This window comes from Terrabacter sp. P5_B1, assembly GCF_056400505.1.
On record NZ_JBFULD010000049.1, the window covers coordinates 1 to 24,067 of the forward strand.

The following is a 24,067-nucleotide window of genomic DNA, read 5'->3' on the forward strand; positions in this document are numbered from 1 at the left end:
GCGGAGGTCAGGTGCTCCTGGGCGGCTCGCAGCAGCGGCAGCGCGTCGAGGGGGCGGGAGGCGTCGGCGCGCTCGAGCGCCTCGCGCGCGGCGTCGACCGCCGTGCGCAGGGTCCGCTCCGTCTCGGCCGGAAGGGGCCGTCGTGCGTCGTCGCTCATCCGCTCAGCATAGGCGCAGTAACTGCGGTCCCGCAAGAGTTGAGTCACCCTCGAACGCGGGCAGGCACGGCTGTCAAGGGGCGGTGGTGCCTTCAGCAAGCCGTTACTCGGCTGGGCCGGTATCGCAACGCGACCGCCCCCGACCGGAAGGCGTGGCGATCCACGAGCTCGAGCTGGATGCGTTCGCGCAGACCGGCGAGCAACGTCGGCCCGTGTCCGGCCAGGACCGGCTGCACCAGGAACACGTACTCGTCGATCAGTCCCAGATCTGCCAACGCCAGGGGGAGCGTCACGCCACCCACGAAGAGGCCCACGCCTGGCTCCTGCTTGAGCCGCTGAACCGCTTGCCCCACGTCGCCGCGCACCATCTCGGCGTTCCAGTCGACCCCGCTCAGCGTGCTCGACACGACGTACTTCTTCGTCCGGTCGATGGTCTCGGCGAACGGAATCTCCCACTCGTCCATCCAGTCGGGCCACGTGCCCGTGGCCGGCCGCCGCCACGCGGACTCCATCATCTCGTAGGTCACTCGGCCGAACAGCAGGGCATCGGCTCGTTCCATCTCAGCGGTCCAGTAGCGCATCGACTCCTCGTCGGGGGGCAGCCCTGCCTCGTGATGGCAGCAGCCGTCGAGGGTGACGTTGATCGAGTATCGAAGTGGTCTCATCTGGTGGCTCTCCCTTGATCCGTGCAGCGCGGTTTCACCGGACCGGACTCAGAACTGTCGGCGCCATTTCTCATCGGCGACCGATCCCACCTACTCAACACCGTCGTGGGTCCCGGTTGCCCGCTCCCGACGTCGTGGAGTGAGTGCCCCTGAGTTCGTGACGGAAGACCGATCCGGCGTCAGGGGGTGAGGATGCGCCGCGCGAGCCGACCGACGACGAGCCACGCGACCGCGCCGAGACCCCAGTTGGTGATGGCGTTCTTGACCACGGCGCCGTCGCCGGTGAACTGCTTGACGCCCGCGGTGCGGCTGAAGACGCCGAGATCGGCCCAGTCCGCCGCACGCAGGACCGCCTCGACGAGGGTGTTGCGCGTGTTGGCCTCGAGCACGACGAGCAGGGCGCCGAGCAGCAGGGCCGTCGCCGCGAGGAGACAGGCGAACCAGACGATCTGGCCGAGCATCGTGCGCAGCCGCGCGATACCGGCTCCGGTGAGGCTGACCACCTTGCGCGCCCCGGCGCGCACGTCGGGGGAGCGACGCGCCGGGACGGCGTCTGCCTTGGCGGACGCCCGGTCCGCGGGCGGCGCGGTGGTCGGGGTGGGCGGTGTCGCAGTGTCCGCAGGCTCGGGCGTCGCGGTGGTCGGGCTGGCCGGGCTCGTCATCGAGGGGTCTCCTTGGGCGGTTCGTGGATCCGGTGTGGTCAACGAGCGACCCCGGCCGCAGGACACGCCCGCGCCTGCGTGAGTTCCACGCTCGGACCACCGTGGGCTGACCGGCAGCCCGCCGCGGGCACCCGGATGCGTGGTCCGTGCCCGAGGGGCCGCCCCATAGACTGGCCCGCATGTCATCCCTGTCCCGCGACGACGTAGCCCACCTGGCCGACCTCGCCCGCATCGAGCTCTCCGACGCCGAGCTCGACCGCATGGTGGGTGAGCTCGGGGTCATCCTCGAGTCCGTGGCGAAGGTCCAGCAGGCCCCCACCGACGGCGTCGCCCCGATGTCGCACCCGATGCCGCTGACCAACGTGACCCGCCCCGACGTGGTGCGCCCGAGCCTCGGCGCCGAAGCCGTCCTCGCCGGGGCACCCGAGGCCGAGCAGCAGCGCTTCTCGGTGCCACGCATCCTCGACGAGGACTGAGCGCTCCCGCGAAGCCCGCGTATGCCGTGTCGCCCAGCACCGGCATACGCCCCGCCCGTGACGGGCACCCACGCAACCCGTTGTCGCAGCTACGAACCGAAGGCACTGACGTGACCGACCTGCCAACCGACCTGACGAGGGCCACGGCCGCCGCCCTGGCCGACGCCCTTGCGAGCAAGACCATCAGCTCCGTCGAGGTGACCCAGGCGCACCTCGACCGGATCGCCGCCGTCGACGGCCAGGTGCACTCCTACCTCCACGTCGACACCGAGGGCGCCCTCGCCCAGGCGCGCGCGGTCGACGAACGACGTCAGGCAGGCCAGGGCCTCGGCGCCCTCGCCGGCGTGCCGATCGCCGTCAAGGACGTCATGACGACCAAGGGCGTGCCGACGACGTGCGGCAGCCGGATCCTCGAGGGCTGGATCCCGCCGTACGACGCGACGGTCGTCACGAAGCTGCGCGAGGCCGGCCTGCCGATCCTCGGCAAGACCAACATGGACGAGTTCGCGATGGGCAGCTCGACCGAGCACTCGGCCTACGGCCCGTCGCGCAACCCGTGGGACCTGGGCCGGATCCCGGGCGGCTCGGGCGGCGGCTCGAGCTCGGTGCTCGCCTCGTTCCAGGCTCCGCTCGCGACCGGGACCGACACGGGCGGCTCGATCCGCCAGCCTGCGGCGGTCACCGCGACCGTCGGTACCAAGCCGACCTACGGCGGCGTCTCGCGCTACGGCCTCGTCGCCCTCGCCAGCTCGCTCGACCAGGCCGGCCCCTGCGGCCGCACCGTCCTCGACACCGCRCTGCTCCACGCCGTCATGGGCGGGCACGACCCGATGGACTCGACGTCCATCGATGCTCCGGTCCCGGCGGTCGTCGAGGCGGCCCGCGCTGCTGACGTGCGCGGCATGCGGATCGGCGTCGTCAAGGAGCTCGGCGGCGAGGGCTACCAGCCCGGCGTCCGCGCGCGCTTCGACGAGTCGGTCGCCCTGCTCGAGGAGCTCGGCGCCGAGGTGGTCGAGGTCAGCTGCCCCAACTTCGACTACGCCCTCGCGGCCTACTACCTCATCCTCCCGAGCGAGGCGTCGAGCAACCTCGCCAAGTTCGACGCGATGCGCTACGGCCTGCGCGTGCTGCCGGAGGGTGTCGACGCCCCGAGCGCCGAGCAGGTCATGGCGGCCACGCGAGACGCCGGCTTCGGCGACGAGGTCAAGCGCCGCATCATCCTGGGGACGTACGCCCTCAGCTCCGGCTACTACGACGCGTACTACGGCTCGGCGCAGAAGGTCCGCGCGCTCATCGCTCAGGACTTCGACGCGGCATACGCGAAGGTCGACGTGCTCGTCAGCCCGACGGCGCCGACGACGGCGTTCAAGCTCGGCGACAAGCTCGAGGACCCGATGGCGATGTACCTCAACGACATCGCGACCATCCCGGCCAACCTCGCCGGCGTACCCGGCATGTCCATCCCGTCCGGCCTCGCCGACGAGGACGGCCTGCCCGCCGGCATCCAGATCCTCGCGCCCGCGATGAAGGACGACCGGCTCTACTCCGTGGGCGCCGCCCTCGAAGCCGCCCTCGTCGACCGCTGGGGCGGTCCGATCCTCGACCGCGCGCCGGCGCTGCGCGGCGCTGCTGCGATGAAGGGAGCCTGACATGACCACAGTCGCAACGGACGCCGTCATGGACTACGACGAGGCCATGGCGAAGTTCGACCCGGTCATGGGCCTCGAGGTCCACGTCGAGCTGCACACGGCGACGAAGATGTTCTGCGGCTGCCCGACCGAGTTCGGCGCAGAGCCCAACTCGCAGGTCTGCCCGGTGTGCCTGGGCCTGCCCGGCGCGCTTCCCGTCGTCAACGAGAAGGCCGTCGAGTCGGCCATCCGCATCGGGCTCGCGCTCAACTGCGAGATCGCCGAGTGGTGCCGCTTCGCCCGGAAGAACTACTTCTACCCGGACATGCCGAAGAACTTCCAGACGTCGCAGTACGACGAGCCGATCGCCTTCGAGGGACACCTCGACGTCGAGCTCGAGGACGGCAGCGTCTACCGCGTCGAGATCGAGCGCGCGCACATGGAGGAGGACACCGGCAAGTCGCTGCACATCGGCGGCGCGACCGGCCGCATCCACGGCGCCGACCACTCACTCGTCGACTACAACCGCGCGGGCATCCCCCTCATCGAGATCGTCACGAAGCCGATGGTCGGCGCGGGGGAGCGCGCACCAGAGGTCGCCAAGGCGTACGTCTCGGCGCTGCGCGAGCTGCTGCGGGCCCTCGACGTCAGCGACGTCAAGATGGAGCAGGGCTCGATGCGCTGCGACGCCAACGTGTCGTTGCGCCCGCGCGTCGGTGACCCGCTGAGCGCGGAGCAGCTCGCCGTGCGTCTCGGCACCCGCACCGAGACGAAGAACGTCAACTCGCTGCGCTCGGTCGAGCGGGCCGTGCGCTACGAGATCTCCCGGCATGCGGCGATCCTCGACGGCGGCGGCTCGATCCTGCAGGAGACGCGCCACTGGCACGAGGACACCGGCATCACGACGTCGGGTCGCGTCAAGTCCGACGCCGAGGACTACCGCTACTTCCCCGAGCCCGACCTCGTGCCCGTGGCGCCGACGCGTGAGACCGTCGATGCCCTGCGGGGCACCCTGCCCGAGCCGCCCGGGCTGCGCCGCAATCGGCTCCAGTCCGGTTGGGGCTACAGCGATCTCGAGATGCGCGACGTCGTCAACGCCGGCGCGGTCGAGCTCATCGAGGAGACGGTCGCGGCCGGCGCGAGTGCCGGCGCCGCGAAGAAGTGGTGGCTCGGTGAGCCCTCACGGCGGGCCAACGCAGAGGGCCAGGACATCGTCACGTATGCCGCCGGGCTGGGTCTCACGCCGGCGCACATCGCCGAGCTCGACGGGCTCGTCGCGTCCGGACGGCTCAACGACTCGATGGCACGCCAGGTGCTCGACGGCGTCCTCGCCGGCGAGGGCACCCCGACGGCGGTCGCCGACGCCCGGGGGCTCGAGCTCGTCCAGGACGACGGTGCCCTCGAGGCCGCCGTCGACAAGGTCATCGAGGCCAACCCCGCCGTGGCGGACAAGATCCGCGACGGCAAGGTGCAGGCCGCGGGGGCGCTCATCGGCCAGGTGATGAAGGAGATGAAGGGTCAGGCCGACGCCGGCAAGGCCCGCGACCTCATCCTCGCCAAGCTCCAGTAACCCCCGCCCTTCAACCGTCGAAAGGCCACGTTCGGCCGCTTCGCCCACGTCGAGAGGCCACTTCTTGTCACAAGAAGTGGCCTCTAGACGATCGGAGGGCGGCGCATCGTGGCCCTTCGACGGGTGGGAGGCGGCAACTGGTGGCCTCTCGACGAGGGAGGGGGAGGGGTCAGCGCTTGCCGCCGCCGAGGAGCCCGCCGAGCAGGCCGCCGAGGATGTCGCCGGCCCCGCCACTGCCACCCGAGGAGCCGGCGCCCCCGCCGAGCACCTGGCCGAGGACGTCCTGCAGCGGGTTGGAGCCGCCTGCGGCTGCGCCCGTCGAGGTCGCGCTGCCCGGAGCCTGCACCGGTCCGCTGTCGGCACCCGCACCGCCGGGGAAGAGCGGTCCGGCATCGCTGGAGCCCGCTCCGGCACTGCTACCGGTCGGGCCTGAGCCGCCGCCGAGCATGCCGCCCAGGCCGCCCTGACCCATCTTGTTCGCGAGCCACGACATGACGATCGGCGCGAGGAGCGGCAGCAGCTTCTGGACGAGGGTCCCGGACGTGCCGCCCAGGCCACCGAGCTGGTTGACGACCTGGTCGGTGTTGCCGCCGAAGATGTTGCCGACGATGGCGCGACCGTCCCGCTCGTCGACGTCGCCCAGGCTGTTGACCGCCCCCTGGTGGTCCGACAGCGCCGCGAGCAGCGAGTCGGCTCCCGCCGGGTCCGAGGCGTTGGCCTGGAGTCCACCCAGGAGCGCAGGCAGGGCGTGCTCAGCCGCCTGGCGGACCTCGTCGCTGCCGACCCCGAGCTGGCCCGCCAGCTGGTCGATCGGAACCTGGTCGAGGATCTCGTCGTACGAACCCATCGGGTGCCCCTCTGCTCGTGGGCGACGCCGACGCCGTCCCTGCCCGTCAGGCTAGTCACCTCCCAGGTGCGCAGCAGCCCCGGCCGTGACTCAGGCACACGGCGCGGGTCAGCGGGCCCTACCGCCGGCGCTGGCCCCGACGGCGGACAGGGGGAGGGAGAGCAGTCGGTCGGCGCGGTCGTTGTTGCTCGTCGTGACCCAGACCCGGTTGTCGACGAACCGGATGTCGCGGATGCGGCCGTAGGTCCCCTGCAGGTGGCGGGTCGGCGTGCCGGCCGAACCGTCGGGGTTGAGGGGCACGCGCCACACCGACTGGCCCCGCAGCGCGGCCAGGTAGACGGCGTTGTCGGGGCCGACGGCGATGCCGCTCGGGGACATCTCCGACGTCGGCCACTCGGCGACCGGGTCGGCGAAGTCCGGGTTGCCGGCGTGGCCCTCCACCTCAGGCCAGCCGTAGTTCTTGCCGGGCTCGATGAGGTTGAGCTCGTCATAGGTGTCCTGACCGAACTCGCTGGCCCACAGGCGCTTCCGGCTGTCCCAGGCAAGGCCTTGGACGTTGCGGTGGCCGTAGGACCAGATGGGGGACCCGCCGAAGGGGTTGCCCGGCGCGGGGTCGCCGTCGCGGGTGATGCGCAGGATCTTGCCTCCGAGCGACCCGAGGTTCTGCGCCAGGGAGGTGTCACCGGCCTCGCCCGTGCCGACGTAGAGATAGCCGTCGGGCCCGAAGGCGATGCGTCCGCCGTTGTGGTTCCGGCCGCGGGGGATGCCCGAGAGGATGACGACCGGCTCGCCGATGGTGCCGTTGCGCCACGGCACGGCAGCGATGCGGTTGTCACTGTCGGTCGAGTAGTACGCATAGATGACGGGGTCGGCGTCGAAGTCCTCCGGGACGGCGAGCCCGAGGAGGCCTCCCTCGCCTTCGGTGCGCGTAATGGGAAGACGCCCGGCGACGGTTGCCGTGCCCCCGGAACCGGGCTTGGGCACGTGCTCGATGCGGCCGGTGTTGCGCTCGCTGACCAGGGCGCTGCCGTCGGGCAGCACTGCGATCGACCACCCGATGTCGAGGCCGCCGAGAAGGGTCGACGGTGGGGCCGAGTCGGCGGTCGACGGACGAGCTGTCTCGGGGGCCTTCGCCGTCGTGGTGCCGGATGCTGTGGTCGGGCTCTGCGTCGTCCGGCTCTGCGCCGTCGGGCTCTGCGCCGTCGGGCTCGGCGTCGTCCGGCTCGGCGTCGTCGGGCTCTCGACGGCGACCCCTCCCACGAGGGCGCGCCCGATCGATCGGCACGTGTGCGGCATACCTCATTGTGGCCCACCGGGGGAAGGGAGCCGGTGGCTCAACCCCCGCGACGCGAGAGTGAGTCGAGGAGTCCGGCGCGGACGTCGGGATGGACGACGTCCGCGTCCACCACCCTGCGGGCGGCGGCGAGATCGCCGCTGAAGGCCCGGAAGAGCACGAGGAGGTCGATGTCGTGGCCGGGTCGCTCGACCTCGATGGCGGCTCCGCGGTGCACGACGCCCGCCGTGACCACCGAGAGGTAGGCGCCGGTGCGCCCGGCCTCCGTGAACCGCCGCACCCATCGAGGCTCGCCCATGTGCGCTGCGAACGTCCGGCACGGGATGCGGGGGACCTCGACCCGCAGCACGACGTCCCCGATCCTCCAGAGCTCGCCGACGAGAGCGTGGGTCGCCTCGATGCCCCACGTCGTGATGTTCTCGCCGAATCCCCCTGAGGGAATGGGTCGCCCGATCTGCTGCTCCCAGAACTCCTGGTCCTCGCGCGGGTAGGCGTAGACGGCTTGCAGCTCGCCGCCGTGGTGCTTGGGGTTGCCGATCTCGTCACCGACGACCCCGCTGCCGAGTCCTCCGCGCTTCGGTCCGGGATCGCGCACCTCGAACGCGTCGACGGGCCGCTTGTCGATGGCGGTCGGCCGCCCGCCTCCGCTCGGGACGGCGCGTCGGCCCGAGCCGAGGGCCAGGACGTGGGGCTGCGTCATCACCGCGCGAGCCTAGCCCTGACGAGCCGGGTCTGCTCCCCGCCTTCCGTGAGGCTTCGTTAGCGTGTTCGGCATGGCTGCCAATCCTCTTGTCGTGTCCGTCCCCGACCCCGAGTACGTCGAGGCGCTCGCCGACCTCGAAGGAGTCGACACCGTCGTCTGGGACATGCAGCAGCCGCACCCGCGTGGCAATGAGGTCCGACTCGCCGTCGTCCCCTACATGACGCAGGTGAGCCTCGCCCGCGTCACCCCCGGGCTCGATGCGCTCGAGGTCGTCCAGCTGCAGAGTGCCGGCTACGAGCAGTACGCCGCCGAGCTGCCCGACGGGGTGAACCTGTGCAACGCGGCAGGCGTCCACGACGCGTCCACGGCCGAGCTGGCCCTGACGCTGACGTTGTCTTCCATTCGTGGCATCCCCGACTTCGTTGCCTCGCAGGGGCGCTCGCACTGGGAGCCGCTGCGGTTGCGTCCGGCTCTCGCCGACAGCCGCGTGCTCGTCGTGGGCTACGGTCAGATCGGCCGGGCGATCGCCCGCCGGTTCGCGCCGTTCGAGGTGGCCCTGACGGCGGTCGCCTCGCGAGCCCGGTCCGGCGATGAGCTCGTGTCGCAGGTGCACGGCATCGACGCCCTGCCCGACCTGCTGCCGGACCACGACGTCGTCGTCGTGATCGTGCCGCTCACCGATGCGACGCGCGGGCTCTTCGACGCGTCGATGCTCGGTCGTATGCCGGATGGCGCGCTCCTCGTCAACGTCGCCCGGGGGCCGGTGGTCGACACCGAGGCGCTCGTCGCCGAGTGTGCCTCCGGGCGGCTGCGAGCGGCAGTCGACGTCACCGATCCCGAGCCCCTCCCCGAGGGGCACCCGCTGTGGACGACCCCGGGCGTCCTCATCACCCCGCACGTCGGGGGTGCGACCCGGGCGATGCGCCCCCGCGCCCTCGCTCTGGTGCGGCGGCAGGTGCAGAGCATGCTGTCCGGTGAGCAGGTCGACCACGTCGTGGCAGGGCCCTTGTCTGCATCCCACGCATAGTGGACACTGTCAACATGACCGAGACCATCGTCGCCATCGGCACGCGCAAGGGGCTCTGGATCGCGCGCAGCACCGATCGTCGGGAGTGGGCCCTCGAGGGTCCGCACTTCCTCATGAGCGAGGTCGCGTCCGTTGCCGTCGACACGCGCGAGGGTCGAGCGACGGTGCTCGCGGGCGTCAAGTCGTGGCACTGGGGCCCGACGGTCCAGGCGAGCACCGACGGTGGACGCACGTGGACCGAGAGCGCCGAGCGGGCGCTGTCGTTCCCGAGCGACACCGACACGGCGCTCGAGCGCGTCTGGCAGCTGACGCCCGACCCCAACGACGCCGACGTGGTGTGGGCCGGCGTCGAGCCGCACGCCCTCTTCCGCAGCACTGACCGCGGTGAGCGCTACGAGCTCGTGCGTGGCTTGTGGGACCACCCGCACCGCCCCAACTGGGAGCCGGGGTTCGGCGGCGGAGCTGTCCACACCATCCTCCCCGAGCCCGGACATCCGGAGAACATCCTCGTCGCCATGAGCACCGGGGGCGTCTACCGCACGCTCGACGGCGGGGACACCTGGGTGCCGAGCAACCCCGGCATCCGGGCCGGCTTCATGCCCGACGACGAGTACCCCGAGTACGGCCAGTGCGTGCACAAGGTCGCTCGCGGTCAGGGTGACGGCGAGCTCTTCGCCCAGAACCACAACGGCGTCTACCGCTCCGGCGACAACGGGCAGACGTGGGACTCGATCGCCGACGGCCTGCCCACCGACTTCGGGTTCACCGTCCTCGCCGACCCGCGCCGGGCCGGTGTCGTGTGGGTCGTGCCGGTTGCCGACGCCGGCGAGCGCATCCCGCCGGACGCCCAGCTGCAGGTGCAGCGCTCCGACGACGCAGGCGCGACGTGGCGCCAGCAGGCGAGTGGCCTGCCCGGTCACAGCTACACGTGCGTCCTGCGCGACGCGGCCTCCCTGGACGAGGCCGACCCGGTCGGGGTCTACCTCGGCACCCGCAACGGCGACGTCTTCGCGTCGGCCGACGAGGGTGAGTCGTTCCACCGCATCGCCACCCAGCTGCCCGACGTCCTCGTCGTGCGCGCCGCCCAGCTCAACTGAACCGCAAGGGATTCCGTATGCCGTCCGCTCCCGTTCGCGTCATCCTGCCCGGCATGTTGCGCGACCTCGTGGGCGGCGTGTCGGAGATCGAAGTCGAGTCGCCGGGCGAGTCGCAGACCGTGGCAGCCCTGCTCGACCGCGCGTTCTCGGAGCACCGGATCCTCGACGGCAAGGTGCGTGACGAGCGCGGTCAGATCCGTCGCCACGTCAAGGTCTTCGTCAACGGTGAGGACGCGACCCGGGGTGACGGGGTCGAGGCGGCGGTCCCGGCCGGGGCCCGTGTCCACATCATCAACGCGGTCTCCGGCGGCTGACGGCCGGCAGCGTCACGCGTCGACCCCGAGGAGGATCGGCAGGACGGTGCGCTCGAGCTCGCCGACGGACAGCGAGCGCGGCTCGACGAGGCGCTGGGTCATCGATCCCTGTGCGAGCGAGATTGCCGCGAGGACGAAGAGCTCGGTGGGGATCGGGAGCCGCAGCCCCTGACGGGCGACAGCCTCGTCGACCACCGTCACCAGCTCGTCCCTGACGCGCCGCTGCTGGGCGGCCCAAGCCCGGCGGGCGGTCGCATCGCGGATGGCGTGCAGGGTGAACTCGGTCGTCAGCACGAGCCAGCGCTCCTTGCTGCGGCTGTCGTCGGCCAGCGCCGCGAAGACGTCGCGCAGAACCTCTTCGGCGGTCGCGCGCTCGCGCTTGCTGGCCCGGCGTACGCGTCCGACGAGGTCCTCGGCGTGGCGCCTCGACAGCTCGAGGACGAGGTCGTCCTTCGAGGAGAAGTTCGAGTAGAAGGCCCCGCGGGTGAAGCCGGCGCGCTCGCAGATGTCCTCGACCGTGGCGCCGTGGAACCCCCGCTCGGCGAAGACTTCGCTCGCCGCCTCCAAGACACGTTCGCGGGTCGCCAGGCGTCGGGCGCTGATCCGGGGCTCGGCCGTCGAGGTCATGGGAACAGGATACGCTGCCGAATTGGATACGCACCTGTATTCGATGCATACTCGTATCGTGACTGAAGTTGAAGCCGACCGCCGAAACGGACCCGACCCGCGCACCGTCGTCGTGGACGACGTCAGCGTCGCCGGCACCCACGAGCCGTTCGTCGAGCACGTCGCCTTCGCCGCGCCCTCCGGCGAGGTCACCGTGGTCGCGACCGAACCCGGCATCCCGCAGGTTGCCCTCGCGCTGGCCCTCGGCGGCCGCGTCGATCTGCTCCGGGGCCGGATCAGCATCGGTGGCGCCGCCGACCTGGCCGACCTCCAGCTGCGCACCCGGCTCGTCGACGTCGAGGACGTCACGGCTCCTGAGGACGCCATCGCCCTGCGTGCCGTCGTCCAGGAGGAGCTGGCCCTCGCCGAGCGGCCGGCGTCGCGCGCGGCCGTCGCCGCCTTCCTCGAGGCCCACGACGTGTCCGACCGTGCGGCCCGGCCGTGGGAGCAGCTGCCAGCAGGCGTCCGCACGAGTCTGTTGCTCGAGCTCGGCGCCCTGCACCCGCAGGTGCGCGTCCTCGTCCTGGCCGGCCCGGAGCGGCACGGCGGGGACCACTCCCTCTGGCTCGAGACCTGTGAGCGCCTCGCCGAGACCGGACTGACCGTCATCGTCCTGACCACCGCCGCCTCGGCGGCCGCCCTCACCGCCGGGAAGGAGCTCTCGGCATGAACCCCGTCCGTCTGGCAGTCGCCGAGCTGCGCCGCCTCACCTCCTCGCGGCTGGCCCGGCTGGCGCTCGCCGCCCTCGTCCTCATCCCCACGCTCTACGGCGGTCTCTACCTCTACGCCAACCACGACCCGTACGGTGCCTTCCCGCGCGTGCCCGCGGCCGTCGTCAGCGACGACACCGGCACGACCCTGAGCACGGGGGAGAGGCTGCAGGTCGGTGGTCAGGTGGCCAGCCACCTCGTCGAGTCGAAGTCGTTCGACTGGCACCGCGTGTCGCACGCCGAGGCGATGAGCGGCGTCGACGACGGCACCTACGCCTTCGCCGTCATCCTGCCGCGGACCTTCTCGGCCGACCTCGCCTCGACGGCCGAGTTCACCCCGCGCCAGGCCACCGTCGTGCTGGAGACGAACGACGCGAACAACTACATGACCACGATGATCGGCAACCAGGTCATCAAGCAGGTGACCGCCTCCGTTGCGAGTGAGGTCAGCCAGACGGCAGCGAGCAGACTGCTGCTCGGGTTCAGCCAGGTGCACGACCAGCTCGTCGAGGCCGTCGACGGCTCCGAGAAGCTGCGGGCGGGCGCGACGAAGGCTGACTCCGGAGCCCACCAGCTGGCGACGGGCGCCACGAGTCTCGCCGCCGGTCTGCACGACCTCGCGTCCGGCGCCGAGCGACTCGACATCGGCATCGCCCAGGCGGCCGCCGGTGCCGACAACCTCCAGGCCGGAGCTGGGCAGCTTGCGTCGGGGCTGGGCGCGCTGCAGTCGCGCACTGCGACTCTGCCGTCCCAGACCGACCAGCTGGCCGACGGGGCCGAGCAGGTGGCGGCAGGCAACCGCACCATCGCCGGCTACGGGACCAGGGCCGCGACAGCCTCCGCCGACCTCAGGAACCGCATCACCGCCGACCGCACCACGCTCCTCGCCGACCTGCGCACCCAGGGCCTGACCGACGCACAGCTCGCGGTCGTCGAGTCGCGCCTCGACACCATCGACGGCTACGTCGGGAAGGCGGACACGACGATCCAGTCGGCGTCGAGTGACCTGACGCGCCTGTCGACCGGAGCCGACCAGGTGGCCACCGGCGCTCGGGCGCTCGCGAACGCCACCCCGGCGCTGACCGACGGCATCGCGCAGGCCCACTCCGGGGCGGTGCGGGTGCGCGACGGCGCAGCGTCTCTTGCCGGCGGTCTCGACACCCTCGAGGTGGGGTCCGCCCAGCTCTCGAGCGGTGCGTCCAGGGCGGCATCAGGGGGCGACACCCTGGCCTCCGGCGCCACCTCGCTGGCGTCGGGGCTCGACGGGCTGACCGAGGGCGCCACCGACCTCCACGCCGGGCTCGTCCAGGGTCGTGACTCCGTGCCAGACCCGAGCGACGCCCAGCGCAAGGCGATGGCGCAGACGATCGGCAACCCCGTCGGCGTGTCCAACGGGTCGCTGTCGTCAGCAGGGTCGTACGGCGCCGGCCTGGCTCCCCTCTTCATGAGCCTGGCGCTCTGGATCGGCGCCTACGTGCTCTTCCTCTTCGTCCGGCCGTTGTCGCCGCGAGCCCTCGCGACGAGCCAGCGCTCGATCCGCACGGCTCTGGGCGGGTGGCTCGCACCCACGCTCGTCGGGCTCGTCCAGGTCGCGTCGCTCGTGCTCGTCGTCGGGCGCGGTGTCGACATCCGGATCGCCCACCCGGTGCTCGCGTTCCTGTTCCTGTGCTTCACGTCGATGACGTTCGTGGCGATCCTGCACGCGCTCGCGGCGCGCCTCGGTGCGGTCGGCAAGTTCCTCGGACTCGTCTTCATGGTCGTCCAGCTCGTCAGTGCGGGCGGCACCTTCCCGTGGCAGACGCTGCCGGCGCCGCTGCAGGCCGTACACCACGTCGTGCCGATGAGTCATGCCGTCGACGGCCTGCGCCGGCTCCTCTACGGCGCCGATCTCACACCCGTGATCGGTTCGGTCGGCGTCCTCGCCGCGTACCTGCTCGCCGCGCTCGCAGTGTCGACGATCGCGGCCCGCCGGTCGAGGATGTGGTCGTCCAAGCGGATCAAGCCCGCCCTCGAGCTCTGACCCGGGCTGACAAGACGGCCCAGCGGGAGCATGCTCGGAAGCATGAGCAGCGCCGCGAGAGAGAAGACCCTCGTCCTGATGCGCCACGCCAAGGCCGAGGAGGGCTTGGGCAAGGCCGATCACGACCGCGAGCTCGCGCCCCGTGGCCGGCGGGACGCCAAGGCCGCCGGGAAGTGGCTGCACGAGCAGGGGCTGGTGCCCGACCTCGTCATCTGTTCGACCGCGCAGCGCACGCGGCAGACGTGGGAGGAGGCCTGTCGCGGCGGCGCGCACAGCGAGTTCGTCGAGTACCGCCGCAGCGTCTACCTCGGCGGTTCCGAGCAGACCCTCGAGACGGTGCGCGAGGACGCGGGTGACACCGCGGCCGTCCTCGTCGTGGGGCACAACCCGACGATGGCCCAGCTGACGACCATGCTCACCGAGGGGGAGGGGTCTCTCGAGGCGCACGAGGCCCTCGGCCGAGGATTCGTGACGAGCGGACTGGCAGTGCTGTCCTACGCGGGGGACTGGGCCGACATCGACCTCGGCACGTGCGCGCTCCGACGCTTCCACGTCAGCCGCGGGACGCGGGACTGAGCGCGCCCGATCAGGCTGTGAGATGCGGTGTCCACCCAGCGGACACGGTTCTATGCTGCAGGACATGACGCAGACGCCTGACATCAAGCCCCGCAGCCGCGACGTCACCGATGGTCTCGAGAAGACCGCGGCGCGGGGGATGCTCCGGGCCGTGGGCCTCGGCGACGACGACTTCGCCAAGCCGCAGATCGGCGTCGCGAGCTCGTGGAACGAGATCACGCCGTGCAACCTCTCGCTCGACCGGCTCGCGAAGGCGGTCAAGGACGGCGTCCACGCCGGCGGCGGCTACCCGCTCGAGTTCGGCACGATCTCCGTCTCGGACGGCATCTCGATGGGCCACGAGGGCATGCACTTCAGCCTCGTGTCGCGCGAGATCATCGCCGACTCCGTCGAGACCGTCATGAACGCCGAGCGGCTCGACGGCTCAGTGCTGCTCGCCGGTTGCGACAAGTCGCTCCCCGGCATGCTCATGGCTGCCGCGCGCCTCGACCTGGCCTCCGTCTTCCTGTATGCCGGCACGATCCTCCCGGGTGTCGCCAAGCTCTCCGACGGCACCGAGAAGGAGGTCACGATCATCGACGCCTTCGAGGCCGTGGGGGCGTGCAACGCCGGTCTCATGTCGCGCGAGGACGTCGACGCCATCGAGCGCGCCATCTGCCCCGGCGAGGGCGCGTGCGGGGGCATGTACACCGCCAACACCATGGCCACGGTAGGCGAGGCGATGGGCATGTCCCTTCCCGGCTCGGCCGCCCCGCCCGCCACCGACCGACGCCGCGACGCCTACGCGCGCAAGTCGGGTGAGGCCGTCGTCAATCTGCTGCGCCGAGGCATCACGGCGCGCGACATCATGACCAAGGAGGCCTTCGAGAACGCCATCGCCGTCGTCATGGCCTTCGGTGGCTCGACCAATGCGGTGCTGCACCTGCTCGCCATCGCCCATGAGGCCGAGGTCGACCTCACCATCGGGGACTTCCAGCGCATCGGCAAGAAGGTGCCGCACCTGGCCGATGTCAAGCCGTTCGGCAGCTTCGTCATGAAGGACATCGACCACATCGGTGGTGTCCCCGTGGTCCTGAAGACGCTGCTCGACGCCGACCTGCTCCATGGCGACTGCCTCACCGTGACCGGCAGGACGATGGCCGAGAACCTCGAGGAGATCAACCCGCCGCACATCGACGGCCGCGTCATCCGCGAGATGGAGCGGCCGATCCACCGGACGGGGGGCCTGACGATCCTCACGGGCTCGCTGGCCCCCGAGGGTGCGGTCGTCAAGACCGCAGGCTTCGACGACGAGGTCTTCGAGGGCTCGGCGCGCGTCTTCGACGGCGAGCGGGCGGCCATGGACGCTGTCGAGAAGGGCTCCCTGAAGAAGAACGACGTGGTCGTCATCCGCTACGAGGGTCCCAAGGGCGGCCCCGGCATGCGCGAGATGCTCGCCGTCACCGGCGCGATCAAGGGCGCTGGGCTCGGCAAGGACGTGCTGCTCCTCACCGACGGCCGCTTCTCCGGCGGCACCACCGGCCTGTGCGTCGGGCACGTCGCCCCGGAGGCCGTCGACGAGGGCCCGATCGCCTTCGTCCGCGATGGTGACCCGATCCGGCTCGACGTCGCGAACGCCGCGCTCGACCTCCTCATCGACGAGGATGAGATGCAGCGGCGTCGCGCCGAGGGCGTCACTCACCCGGAGCCGAAGTACACCCGCGGCGTCCTCGCGAAGTACCGCAAGCTCGTCGGCAGCGCGAGCGGCGGCGCCGTCTGCGGCTGAACCACCCGGCATACCAACCCGTTTCGACGGGATGACGTATGCCGTCAGGTGGCGTCCCGGTAGGCGTGGGGCGTCAGACCGGTGCCCTCGCGGAAGCGTCGGATGAGGTGCCGCTCGTCGGTGAAGCCGGTGGTGGCGGCGATGTCGCGCACGCTGAGGCCGGTGTGCACGAGCATCTCGGTGGCGGCCGAGAGACGCCGGGCCGCCCGGTGCGCGTAAGGGGACGTGCCGGTCTCGGCCCGGAACCGCCGCCGCCACGTCTCGTAGGGCAGCCCGACCTCGGCCGCCACCGAGGGCAGGTCGAGGGTCTCGGTGAGGTCGCCCTCCAGGAGTTCGACCGACCGCGCGAGCCAACCGGCGTCAGCGACGGGGCCGCGTCGGCGCGGGTGCTCGCCGAGCTCGCGCGCCTGGAGCAGAGCTGCCAGCAGGTCGAGCGCCTCGGCGTCGCGCGCGTCGAGGGTGGCCGGTCGCGGCCGGTCGAACGCGGCGAAGCGGGCTGCCCATCGGCGCACCGGCAGGCCGTGCACGAGCGGGTGGTCGGGGGATAGGGCGCCGGTGCGTCCGGCAACGTCGAAGACCGCGCCGTCGAACACGACGAAGTGCTCGTCCCAGCCGCCGGGGTCGGCGCCGTACCAGTGCGGGTGGCCTGGATGGACGACGACGAGCGTGCCTGCGCCGATGGTCTCGTCATGTCGCGCGTCGCGGTAGCGACCAGTGCCGGCCGTGACGAAGGTGAGGCCCCACGTCGGGTGCCGTCGGGTCGTTCCCACCGGCAGCCCGCTGCCTGCGGTGATGCGGGCCGCGACCAGGACGCGGCCGAGGCGTCCGGCTGCCGACCGCGGCCCGACCTCGGGCGGCGATGGGGTGTCGCTCACACCCTCATCCAACCAGAACGTACCCCTGTGACCATGCGGTCCGGGGCACGCATCTGACGAGTCTGGTGGGCTGCACCCATCCGACGGCTGCTCCGGTCGTGGGTGATCCGCGAAGGACGGTCCGCTCGATGCCCACCGACACGCTTCCCCAGCTCGCCACGCCATACCCCATCGACGACGAGCAGGTGTCGGCCTACCGGGCCCACGGCTTCCTCCGGCTCCCCGGGGTGGCGGACGTCGGCGAGGCGGCGGCCTATCGCGGCCCCATCGCTGCGGCGGTGGAGCGGCTCAGCACCGAGACCCGCCCGCTCGCGAAGCGCGACAGCTACGGTATGGCCTTCCTGCAGGTGATGAACCTCTGGCGCCACGACGAGTCGGTCGCCCGCTTCGTCATGGCGTCCCGGTTCGCCGACGTGGCCGCGAGGCTGCTCGGCGTCCCGCGGGTGCGGCTCTACCACGACCAGGCGCTGTTCAAGGAGCCCGGCGGCGGCTACACGCCGTGGCACCAGGACGCGATGTACTGGCCGCTCGACGGCGCGCGGTGCCTCACGATGTGGATGCCACTCGTCGACATCACGCCCGCGCACGGCGGGCTCGCGTTCGCGAGCGGCAGCCATGTCGACGGGCCGCTCAGCGACATCGGGATCTCGGACGCCTCCGAGGAGCACTTCGACCGTCTGGTCGCGGAGCGCGGTCTCGTCATCGACGAGCCGGTGGCGATGCGTGCCGGCGACGCGTCGTTCCACTCGGGCTGGACGGTCCACAAGGCGCTCGGCAACACCGCGGCACAGATGCGCGAGGTCATGACGGTCATCTGGTTCGCCGACGGGCTCCCCGTGCACCAGCCGGCCAATCCGGCGCAGGCCAACGACCTCGCCACCTGGCTGCCCGGCCTCGCCCCGGGTGACGTCGCCGCGTCACCGGCCAACCCGGTCCTCGGCGGAGCCGCGAGTCCTGCCGTCTAGGCTTCGGAGGACTCGGCCCGTGCCTTGAGACCGGTGGCCTCCAGGGCGAGGTAGCGGTCGGTGAGGGAGCGATAGGCGCGCCCGACGAGTGAGCCGACCCAACCCGACTGCGAGATCGAGAGGGTGGCCCGGCAGGTGCCCGGCCCGGTCGCCTCGACGGCGTGCCGGCCGGTCGTCCGCGTTCCGGGGGAGCTCGCCTCCCACGTGAAGTCGCGCCCCTCGGTCAGGTCGGTGACGGTCCAGACCGTGGTCGGGATGCGCGGCTGGTCGATACGCGCCCGTGCGCCCAGGGCGAGCTCGCCGTCGAGCAGCGTGACCGCGCGCACCGATGCGGTCCACCCGGGCCAGTGCTCGACGTCGCGCATGATCGCCCACGCGCGCGCGGCCGGAGCCTCGATGTCGATGCTCGTGTGCTGCTCCATGACGCCTCCTCAGGGCTGCGCAGCCACCGGCTCCGCAGTGACGTCCGACGCCCAGTGGCGCCACACCGACGTGACCTGCATCCCGACCTTCTCATAGAGACCGAGCGCGCCCGTACGGGAGTCGGTCGACAGCTCCGACCGCTCCCCACCATGTGCTCGGGCCACCTCGAAGGCGTCCACGAGCAGGGCGCGGGCCAGCCCCTTGCCGCGCTCGTCGCGCCGCACCGCGAGCTTGTCGACGTAGGCGCAGCCGCTCGAGACGACGACGAAGGCCATGCCGACGACCTGGTCATCACGGTCGACCATGAGGCGCAGCTGCCACGGCTCGTAACCCGGCCGTCGCGACACGTTCGCCGCCCACTCCTCGAAGGTCGTGCGCTCGCGGTCCGACCACTCGAGGAAGGCGTCCTCGTTGACGGTCCACGTCGCTCGCAGGTCGCTCTCGTCGCGCGGTTCGCGGATGACGTATCCCTCCGGAACGGGTTGGGGGTCGATCGCCCGCCCGGCGGGCACCTGGAGGACCCACGAGGTCCAGAGTGTGCGGTAGCCGAGGGAGGCGAGGAGCCGCTCGGCAGGGGAGTCGCCCGGGACGGGCTGGCCGACGAGGGTGCCACCGTCGCGGGCGGCGACGGCACGGGTCCAGTGCGACAGGGCCGTCCCGATGCCGCGTCCACGGTAGGCCGGGTCGACGGCGGCGTCGGCCCAGCGGCCCTTGTAGACCTCGGCGTAGGCGACGAGGCGGTCGTCGTCGAGGACGCCCACCGACTGCGACGCGAGGTCGAAGGCGGGGCGCTGCCAGTCGCCGACGATGTCGGCCTCCTCGATGAGCACCTCGCCGACGTCCTGCTGCTCGCACCTGGCCATGAGCGCCGTGACCGCGACCACATCGGCGCGCTTCAGGGGGCGGGTGCTGAGACCCTCGGTGTTGCCGGGCAGCACGAGCGAGACGGGGGGAGGCGTACCGACACCGGTCATGACGGCCAGTGTCCCGAGACGGCCGGCGTACGAACAACCGACTTTCCGCGCGGGCGTCGAGGAGTGACAGTAAGTGAGACTGCAGGTTCACATACTGAGACGCCGAAGATGGCCGATTGACACTGCTGGGCCCGGGTAGCACGGTGGTCACGTGGCCAGACTCCTCGTACTTCCCTAGCGCGCCGACCAGCTCGAACGGTCAGCGCGCTCCCTTCCGTCCCACCGCGGGACCGAAGGGTTTTTTTGTGGGTGGAGTCCGCCCGAACCGGCAGGAAACGATGTGCTCGAGACAAGGAAGAGATCGTGAGCGACACGACGAAGCAGGCGCCCTCGCCCGCTGACGTGGCCTCCCTGGCCCGTCCCCGACCCACGGCAGAGCCGCAGTCCGCAGGGGCTGTCATGCCGGCCCGCGAGGTCACCGGGGCACAGGCGCTCGTACTCTCCCTCGAGGCCATCGGCTGCGACACGGTCTTCGGCATCCCGGGCGGCGCGATCCTCCCGGCGTACGACCCGATGCTCGACTCGAAGAAGGTGCGCCACATCCTCGTGCGCCACGAGCAGGGCGCCGGCCATGCGGCCGAGGGGTACGCGTCGGCGACCGGCAAGGTCGGCGTGTGCATGGCCACGTCGGGGCCCGGCGCGACGAACCTCGTGACGCCGCTCGCCGACGCGCACATGGACTCCGTCCCGGTCGTCGCGATCACGGGACAGGTCGCCAGCGCGGCCATCGGCACCGATGCCTTCCAGGAGGCGGACATCCGGGGCATCACGATGCCGATCACGAAGCACAACTACCTCGTGACCGACCCGGCGAAGATCCCGCAGGCCATCGCCGAGGCGTTCCACGTCGCGAGCACCGGTCGTCCCGGCCCGGTCCTCGTCGACATCAGCAAGGACGCCCTCCAGGCGACGACGACGTTCAGCTGGCCGCCGCAGATCGACCTGCCCGGCTACCGTCCCGTCCTGCGCCCGCACGGCAAGCAGATCCGCGAGGCCTCCCGGCTCATGGCCGCAGCCAGGCAACCGATCCTCTACGTCGGTGGCGGCGTGGTCCGGGCCCACGCGAGCGAGGCCCTGCGCCGGCTCGTCGAGCTGACCGGCATCCCCGTCGTGACCACCCTCATGGCTCGGGGCACCGTGCCCGACAGTGAGCCGCTCAACCTCGGCATGCCCGGCATGCACGGCACCGTGGCCGCCGTCACGGGCCTGCAGAAGTCCGACCTCATCATTGCGCTGGGGGCACGCTTCGACGACCGCGTCACGGGCCAGCTGTCGACGTTCGCCCCGCACGCCAAGGTGATCCACGCCGACATCGACCCCGCCGAGATCTCCAAGAACCGCATCGCCGACGTGCCGATCGTCGGTGACGTGGGCGAGGTCATCCAGGACCTCATCCAGCAGGTGACGCTCGACCGCGCGACCAGCGAGGCCGACGCCGACGCCGGCGGCTGGGACTATGCCGCCTGGCGCGAGCGCGTCGCCGAGTGGAAGCAGACCTTTCCGCTGGGCTACACGGACAGCGAGGACGGAACGCTCTCGCCGCAGTACGTCATCGAGCGCATCGGCGCGCTGACCGGCCCCGACGCCACCTACGTCGCAGGGGTCGGCCAGCACCAGATGTGGGCCGCCCAGTTCGTGCAGTACGAACGCCCGAACGCGTGGATCAACTCGGGGGGCCTTGGCACGATGGGCTTCTCGGTCCCGGCGGCCATGGGCGCCAAGGTCGCCGAGCCCGAGCGCACCGTCTGGGCCATCGACGGCGACGGCTGCTTCCAGATGACGAACCAGGAGCTCGCGACCTGCGTCATCAACAACATCCCGATCAAGGTCGCGATCATCAACAACAGCTCGCTCGGCATGGTGCGCCAGTGGCAGACGCTCTTCTACGACGAGCGCTACTCCAACACCAACCTGCAGCCGCTCGAGCAGCGCGTGCCCGATTTCGTCAAGCTCGCCGACGCCTACGGCTGCCTCGGCCTGCGCGCCGAGACGCCCGAGGAGGTCGACGCCGTCATCAAGCAGGCGCTCGAGACGAACGACCGTCCCGTCGTCATCGACTTCATCGTGCACCGCGACGCCATGGTGTGGCCCATGGTGCCGGCGGGCGTCAGCAACGACATGATCCAGGCCGCGCGCCACGAGGCGCCGGTCTGGGAGCGGGAGGACTGAGCATGAGCAAGCACACCCTGTCGGTCCTCGTCGAGGACAAGCCCGGCGTCCTGACCCGCGTCGCGGCGCTCTTCTCGCGCCGAGGCTTCAACATCAACTCCCTCGCCGTCGGCCCGACCGAGCTGGCCGACATCTCGCGGATCACGGTCGTCGTCGAGGTCGAGGGGACCGCCCTGGAGCAGGTGACCAAGCAGCTCAACAAGCTCATCGAGGTGCTCAAGGTCGTCGAGCTCGAGGCGCACGCGTCGGTCCAGCGCGAGATCCTGCTCGTCAAGGTCCGCGCCGACGCGGCGACCCGCAGCCAGGTCATCGACACGATCCAGCTCTTCAAGGCCAAGGTCGTCGACGTCACCACCGACGCGATCGTCATCGAGGCGACGGGCACCTCGGACAAGCTCCGCGCGCTCCTCGACGTGCTCGAGCCGTTCGGCATCAGGGAGCTCGTCCAGTCCGGCATGGTCGCCGTCGGCCGCGGCTCGAGGTCGATCACCGACCGGAACCTCCGAAGCGCCTGAGCGACTCCTGTCCTCACGGTCCTCACGGTCCTCACGGTCCTCACCGTCCCACCCAGACCACCGCACACCGCAACCGAAGGAGAAGGCCACCATGGCCGAGATGTTCTACGACGACGACGCCGACCTGTCGATCATCCAGGGCAAGAAGGTCGCCGTCATCGGCTACGGCAGCCAGGGCCACGCCCACGCGCTCAACCTGCGCGACTCCGGCGTCGACGTCCGCGTCGGCCTCGCCGAGGGCAGCAAGAGCAAGGCCAAGGCGGAGGCCGAGGGTCTGACGGTCACGTCGGTCGCCGACGCCGTCAAGGAGGCCGACCTCGTCGTCATCCTCACGCCCGACCAGGTGCAGCGGACCGTCTACGCGAACGACATCCAGCCGAACCTCAAGACCGGCGCCGCGCTGCTCTTCGGGCACGGCTTCAACATCCGGTTCGGCTACATCAAGCCCGAACCCGACGCCGACGTGCTCATGGTGGCGCCCAAGGGGCCCGGCCACATCGTGCGCCGCGAGTTCGTCGACGGGCGTGGGGTGCCCGTGCTCCTCGCCGTCGAGCAGGACGCCTCGGGAACGGCGTGGGACCTGGCCAAGGCCTACGGCAAGGCGATCGGTGGCCTCCGTGCCGGCGGCATCAAGACGACCTTCACCGAGGAGACCGAGACGGACCTCTTCGGCGAGCAGGCCGTCCTCTGCGGCGGTGCGAGCCAGCTCGTCATGTACGGCTTCGAGACCCTTGTCGAGGCGGGCTACCAGCCGGAGGTCGCCTACTTCGAGTGCCTCCACGAGCTCAAGCTCATCGTCGACCTCATGATCGAGGGCGGCATCGCCAAGCAGCGCTGGTCGGTCTCCGACACGGCGGAGTACGGCGACTACGTCTCCGGGCCGCGCGTCATCGACCCGCACGTCAAGGAGAACATGAAGGCCGTTCTCGGCGACATCCAGAACGGCACCTTCGCCAAGCGCTTCATCGACGACCAGGACGCCGGGGCCCCCGAGTTCACGTCCCTGCGTGAGAAGGGCGCCCAGCACCCGATCGAGGCCACCGGCCGCGAGCTGCGGGGGCTCATGGCGTGGGTCAAGCAGACCGACTCCGACTACGTCGAGGGCAGCGCCGCGCGCTGACCCGTCCCAGCGGTCCGACGGCCGGCGTCCCGTTCGTGGGGGCGCCGGCCGCTCGCGTGTGCGCGGGGACCCCTCAGCGCCCCGTGAGCCGTCCGGGCTGGGCGGCCAGCCAGTCCGCGAACGTCCGGCCGCCCAGGTCCGCCGTGCCGGCGGCCGGGACGGTGCGGCTCTCGGAGATGGCCCGCATGAGGCGACCGAGCGGCGGGACCCGGACGACACGGGGCGGCGAGGCGCCGCGGTGGGCGCGCACCAGTCTCGCCACCTCGCCGATCGGCAGCACGTCGGGGCCGGCGAGGTCGGGCGTCCGGACGTATCCCGCCGGCCGGGGTCCTGCCGCGACGTCGACGAGCCGACGAGCCGCGAAGTCGGTGTCGACCGGCTGGAAGGCCATGTCCCCGATCGCGGCGGTGAATGGGCCGACACTCAGCCTTCGGGCGAAAAATGCTGTGAGGGAGTGGAACTGCGTGGATCGCAGGACGGTTGCCGGGCCGCCGGCAGCGTCGATGCCCTGCTCGGCGCGCAGCTTGCGCCGGTAGTAGCTCATCGGGTGCTCGTCGATCCCGACGATCGAGATGTGCACGAGGTGGATGTCGTGGGAGGCGGCGGCATCGGCCAGTCGCCGGGTGGCGTAGACCGTCACGGTGTCACCCCGGGACGTGTCGTCGGCGCAGTGCACGACGGCGTCGGCACCGAGGAGGGCATCCTCGAGGCCCTCTCCGGTCGCGAGGTCCACGCCGGTCCGGCGGCTGGCCGGGACCACGTCGTGGCCGCGAGCCTTGGCCTCGCGGACGACTCGAGACCCGAGGTCGCCCGCCCCTCCCGTGACGACGATGCGCATGGTCCAGAGT

24 protein-coding genes are annotated in these 24,067 nt (G+C 71.3%); 14 read left to right on the forward strand and 10 right to left on the reverse strand.

Going from position 1 to position 24,067, the window contains the following annotated elements:
• Nucleotides 1-250 precede the first annotated feature (250 nt).
• Complete coding sequence (locus AC1DP0_RS05755; RefSeq protein WP_478082908.1) at nt 251-823, reverse strand: dihydrofolate reductase family protein; 573 nt, start codon at nt 821-823, stop codon at nt 251-253.
• A 179-nt stretch (nt 824-1,002) separates the two neighbouring features.
• A complete protein-coding gene (locus AC1DP0_RS05760; RefSeq protein ID WP_478082909.1) occupies nt 1,003-1,485 on the reverse strand; it encodes a hypothetical protein in 483 nt (160 codons plus the stop codon).
• A 179-nt stretch (nt 1,486-1,664) separates the two neighbouring features.
• Here AC1DP0_RS05760 and gatC point away from each other — a divergent pair, with 179 nt between their 5' ends.
• The 3 genes from gatC to gatB all read left to right on the forward strand — a co-directional run bounded on the left by gatC (nt 1,665) and on the right by gatB (nt 5,159).
• Nucleotides 1,665-1,961, forward strand: a complete 297-nt coding sequence (gene gatC / locus AC1DP0_RS05765; RefSeq protein ID WP_478082910.1) for an Asp-tRNA(Asn)/Glu-tRNA(Gln) amidotransferase subunit GatC — start codon at nt 1,665-1,667, stop codon at nt 1,959-1,961.
• Between the two features lie 119 nt (nt 1,962-2,080).
• Nucleotides 2,081-3,610: an Asp-tRNA(Asn)/Glu-tRNA(Gln) amidotransferase subunit GatA gene (gene gatA, locus AC1DP0_RS05770; protein WP_478082930.1), complete on the forward strand. Its 1,530-nt coding sequence runs from the start codon at nt 2,081-2,083 to the stop codon at nt 3,608-3,610.
• 1 nt (nt 3,611) lies between these two features.
• Nucleotides 3,612-5,159: an Asp-tRNA(Asn)/Glu-tRNA(Gln) amidotransferase subunit GatB gene (gene gatB, locus AC1DP0_RS05775; RefSeq protein WP_478082911.1), complete on the forward strand. Its 1,548-nt coding sequence runs from the start codon at nt 3,612-3,614 to the stop codon at nt 5,157-5,159.
• 169 nt (nt 5,160-5,328) lie between these two features.
• Here the strand turns inward: gatB and AC1DP0_RS05780 are convergent, their stop codons facing one another.
• The 3 genes from AC1DP0_RS05780 to AC1DP0_RS05790 form a co-directional block, all read right to left on the reverse strand.
• Nucleotides 5,329-6,006 (reverse strand): DUF937 domain-containing protein, encoded by a 678-nt coding sequence (locus AC1DP0_RS05780; protein ID WP_478082912.1) that lies wholly within the window; start codon nt 6,004-6,006, stop codon nt 5,329-5,331.
• A gap of 108 nt (nt 6,007-6,114) precedes the next feature.
• Nucleotides 6,115-7,302 (reverse strand): PQQ-dependent sugar dehydrogenase, encoded by a 1,188-nt coding sequence (locus AC1DP0_RS05785; RefSeq protein WP_478082913.1) that lies wholly within the window; start codon nt 7,300-7,302, stop codon nt 6,115-6,117.
• A gap of 38 nt (nt 7,303-7,340) precedes the next feature.
• Nucleotides 7,341-8,000, reverse strand: a complete 660-nt coding sequence (locus AC1DP0_RS05790) for an MOSC domain-containing protein (protein ID WP_478082931.1) — start codon at nt 7,998-8,000, stop codon at nt 7,341-7,343.
• A 73-nt stretch (nt 8,001-8,073) separates the two neighbouring features.
• On the opposite strand from AC1DP0_RS05790, the gene AC1DP0_RS05795 reads away from it, so the two are divergent.
• The 3 genes from AC1DP0_RS05795 to AC1DP0_RS05805 are packed head-to-tail and all read left to right on the forward strand — an operon-like array spanning nt 8,074 to nt 10,441.
• On the forward strand, nt 8,074-9,030 hold the full coding sequence (locus AC1DP0_RS05795; protein WP_478082914.1) for a 2-hydroxyacid dehydrogenase: 957 nt from the start codon (nt 8,074-8,076) through the stop codon (nt 9,028-9,030).
• Between the two features lie 14 nt (nt 9,031-9,044).
• A complete protein-coding gene (locus tag AC1DP0_RS05800) occupies nt 9,045-10,127 on the forward strand; it encodes a WD40/YVTN/BNR-like repeat-containing protein (protein WP_478082915.1) in 1,083 nt (360 codons plus the stop codon).
• 17 nt (nt 10,128-10,144) lie between these two features.
• Nucleotides 10,145-10,441 carry a MoaD/ThiS family protein gene (locus AC1DP0_RS05805; protein WP_478082916.1) on the forward strand — a complete coding sequence of 99 codons (297 nt, stop codon included), beginning with the start codon at nt 10,145-10,147 and terminating at the stop codon, nt 10,439-10,441.
• A gap of 12 nt (nt 10,442-10,453) precedes the next feature.
• On the opposite strand, the gene AC1DP0_RS05810 is transcribed toward AC1DP0_RS05805, so the two are convergent.
• A complete protein-coding gene (locus AC1DP0_RS05810; RefSeq protein ID WP_478082917.1) occupies nt 10,454-11,068 on the reverse strand; it encodes a TetR/AcrR family transcriptional regulator in 615 nt (204 codons plus the stop codon).
• 58 nt (nt 11,069-11,126) lie between these two features.
• Between AC1DP0_RS05810 and AC1DP0_RS05815 the strand changes: the two genes are divergently transcribed.
• From AC1DP0_RS05815 to ilvD, 4 genes are all read left to right on the forward strand, one after another.
• On the forward strand, nt 11,127-11,777 hold the full coding sequence (locus AC1DP0_RS05815; protein WP_478082918.1) for a hypothetical protein: 651 nt from the start codon (nt 11,127-11,129) through the stop codon (nt 11,775-11,777).
• Complete coding sequence (locus AC1DP0_RS05820; protein WP_478082919.1) at nt 11,774-13,837, forward strand: YhgE/Pip domain-containing protein; 2,064 nt, start codon at nt 11,774-11,776, stop codon at nt 13,835-13,837. Before AC1DP0_RS05815 ends, AC1DP0_RS05820 begins: the two co-directional genes overlap by 4 nt.
• A gap of 42 nt (nt 13,838-13,879) precedes the next feature.
• On the forward strand, nt 13,880-14,413 hold the full coding sequence (locus AC1DP0_RS05825; RefSeq protein WP_478082920.1) for a SixA phosphatase family protein: 534 nt from the start codon (nt 13,880-13,882) through the stop codon (nt 14,411-14,413).
• A 64-nt stretch (nt 14,414-14,477) separates the two neighbouring features.
• The gene (ilvD, locus tag AC1DP0_RS05830; RefSeq protein WP_478082921.1) at nt 14,478-16,178 is read left to right on the forward strand and encodes a dihydroxy-acid dehydratase; all 1,701 of its coding nucleotides are present in this window, start codon (nt 14,478-14,480) and stop codon (nt 16,176-16,178) included.
• A 44-nt stretch (nt 16,179-16,222) separates the two neighbouring features.
• Here the strand turns inward: ilvD and AC1DP0_RS05835 are convergent, their stop codons facing one another.
• Complete coding sequence (locus tag AC1DP0_RS05835) at nt 16,223-17,053, reverse strand: helix-turn-helix transcriptional regulator (RefSeq protein WP_478082922.1); 831 nt, start codon at nt 17,051-17,053, stop codon at nt 16,223-16,225.
• Nucleotides 17,054-17,181: 128 nt separating this feature from the next.
• On the opposite strand from AC1DP0_RS05835, the gene AC1DP0_RS05840 reads away from it, so the two are divergent.
• The gene (locus AC1DP0_RS05840; protein ID WP_478082923.1) at nt 17,182-18,018 is read left to right on the forward strand and encodes a phytanoyl-CoA dioxygenase family protein; all 837 of its coding nucleotides are present in this window, start codon (nt 17,182-17,184) and stop codon (nt 18,016-18,018) included.
• Here AC1DP0_RS05840 and AC1DP0_RS05845 read toward each other — a convergent pair.
• Together AC1DP0_RS05845 and AC1DP0_RS05850 are read right to left on the reverse strand one after the other, a co-directional pair.
• A complete protein-coding gene (locus AC1DP0_RS05845; RefSeq protein WP_478082924.1) occupies nt 18,015-18,440 on the reverse strand; it encodes an SRPBCC family protein in 426 nt (141 codons plus the stop codon). The genes AC1DP0_RS05840 and AC1DP0_RS05845 overlap by 4 nt on opposite strands.
• Nucleotides 18,441-18,449: 9 nt before the next feature.
• Complete coding sequence (locus tag AC1DP0_RS05850) at nt 18,450-19,415, reverse strand: GNAT family N-acetyltransferase (protein WP_478082925.1); 966 nt, start codon at nt 19,413-19,415, stop codon at nt 18,450-18,452.
• Nucleotides 19,416-19,718: 303 nt separating this feature from the next.
• Between AC1DP0_RS05850 and AC1DP0_RS05855 the strand changes: the two genes are divergently transcribed.
• The 3 genes from AC1DP0_RS05855 (at nt 19,719) to ilvC (ending at nt 23,219) form a co-directional block, all read left to right on the forward strand.
• Nucleotides 19,719-21,584: an acetolactate synthase large subunit gene (locus AC1DP0_RS05855; protein WP_478082926.1), complete on the forward strand. Its 1,866-nt coding sequence runs from the start codon at nt 19,719-19,721 to the stop codon at nt 21,582-21,584.
• Nucleotides 21,585-21,586: 2 nt separating this feature from the next.
• Complete coding sequence (gene ilvN / locus AC1DP0_RS05860) at nt 21,587-22,099, forward strand: acetolactate synthase small subunit (protein ID WP_478082927.1); 513 nt, start codon at nt 21,587-21,589, stop codon at nt 22,097-22,099.
• Nucleotides 22,100-22,190: 91 nt separating this feature from the next.
• Nucleotides 22,191-23,219 carry a ketol-acid reductoisomerase gene (ilvC, locus tag AC1DP0_RS05865; protein ID WP_478082928.1) on the forward strand — a complete coding sequence of 343 codons (1,029 nt, stop codon included), beginning with the start codon at nt 22,191-22,193 and terminating at the stop codon, nt 23,217-23,219.
• 73 nt (nt 23,220-23,292) lie between these two features.
• On the opposite strand, the gene AC1DP0_RS05870 is transcribed toward ilvC, so the two are convergent.
• On the reverse strand, nt 23,293-24,067 hold a 775-nt coding region (locus tag AC1DP0_RS05870), incomplete at its 5' end, for an SDR family oxidoreductase (RefSeq protein ID WP_478082929.1).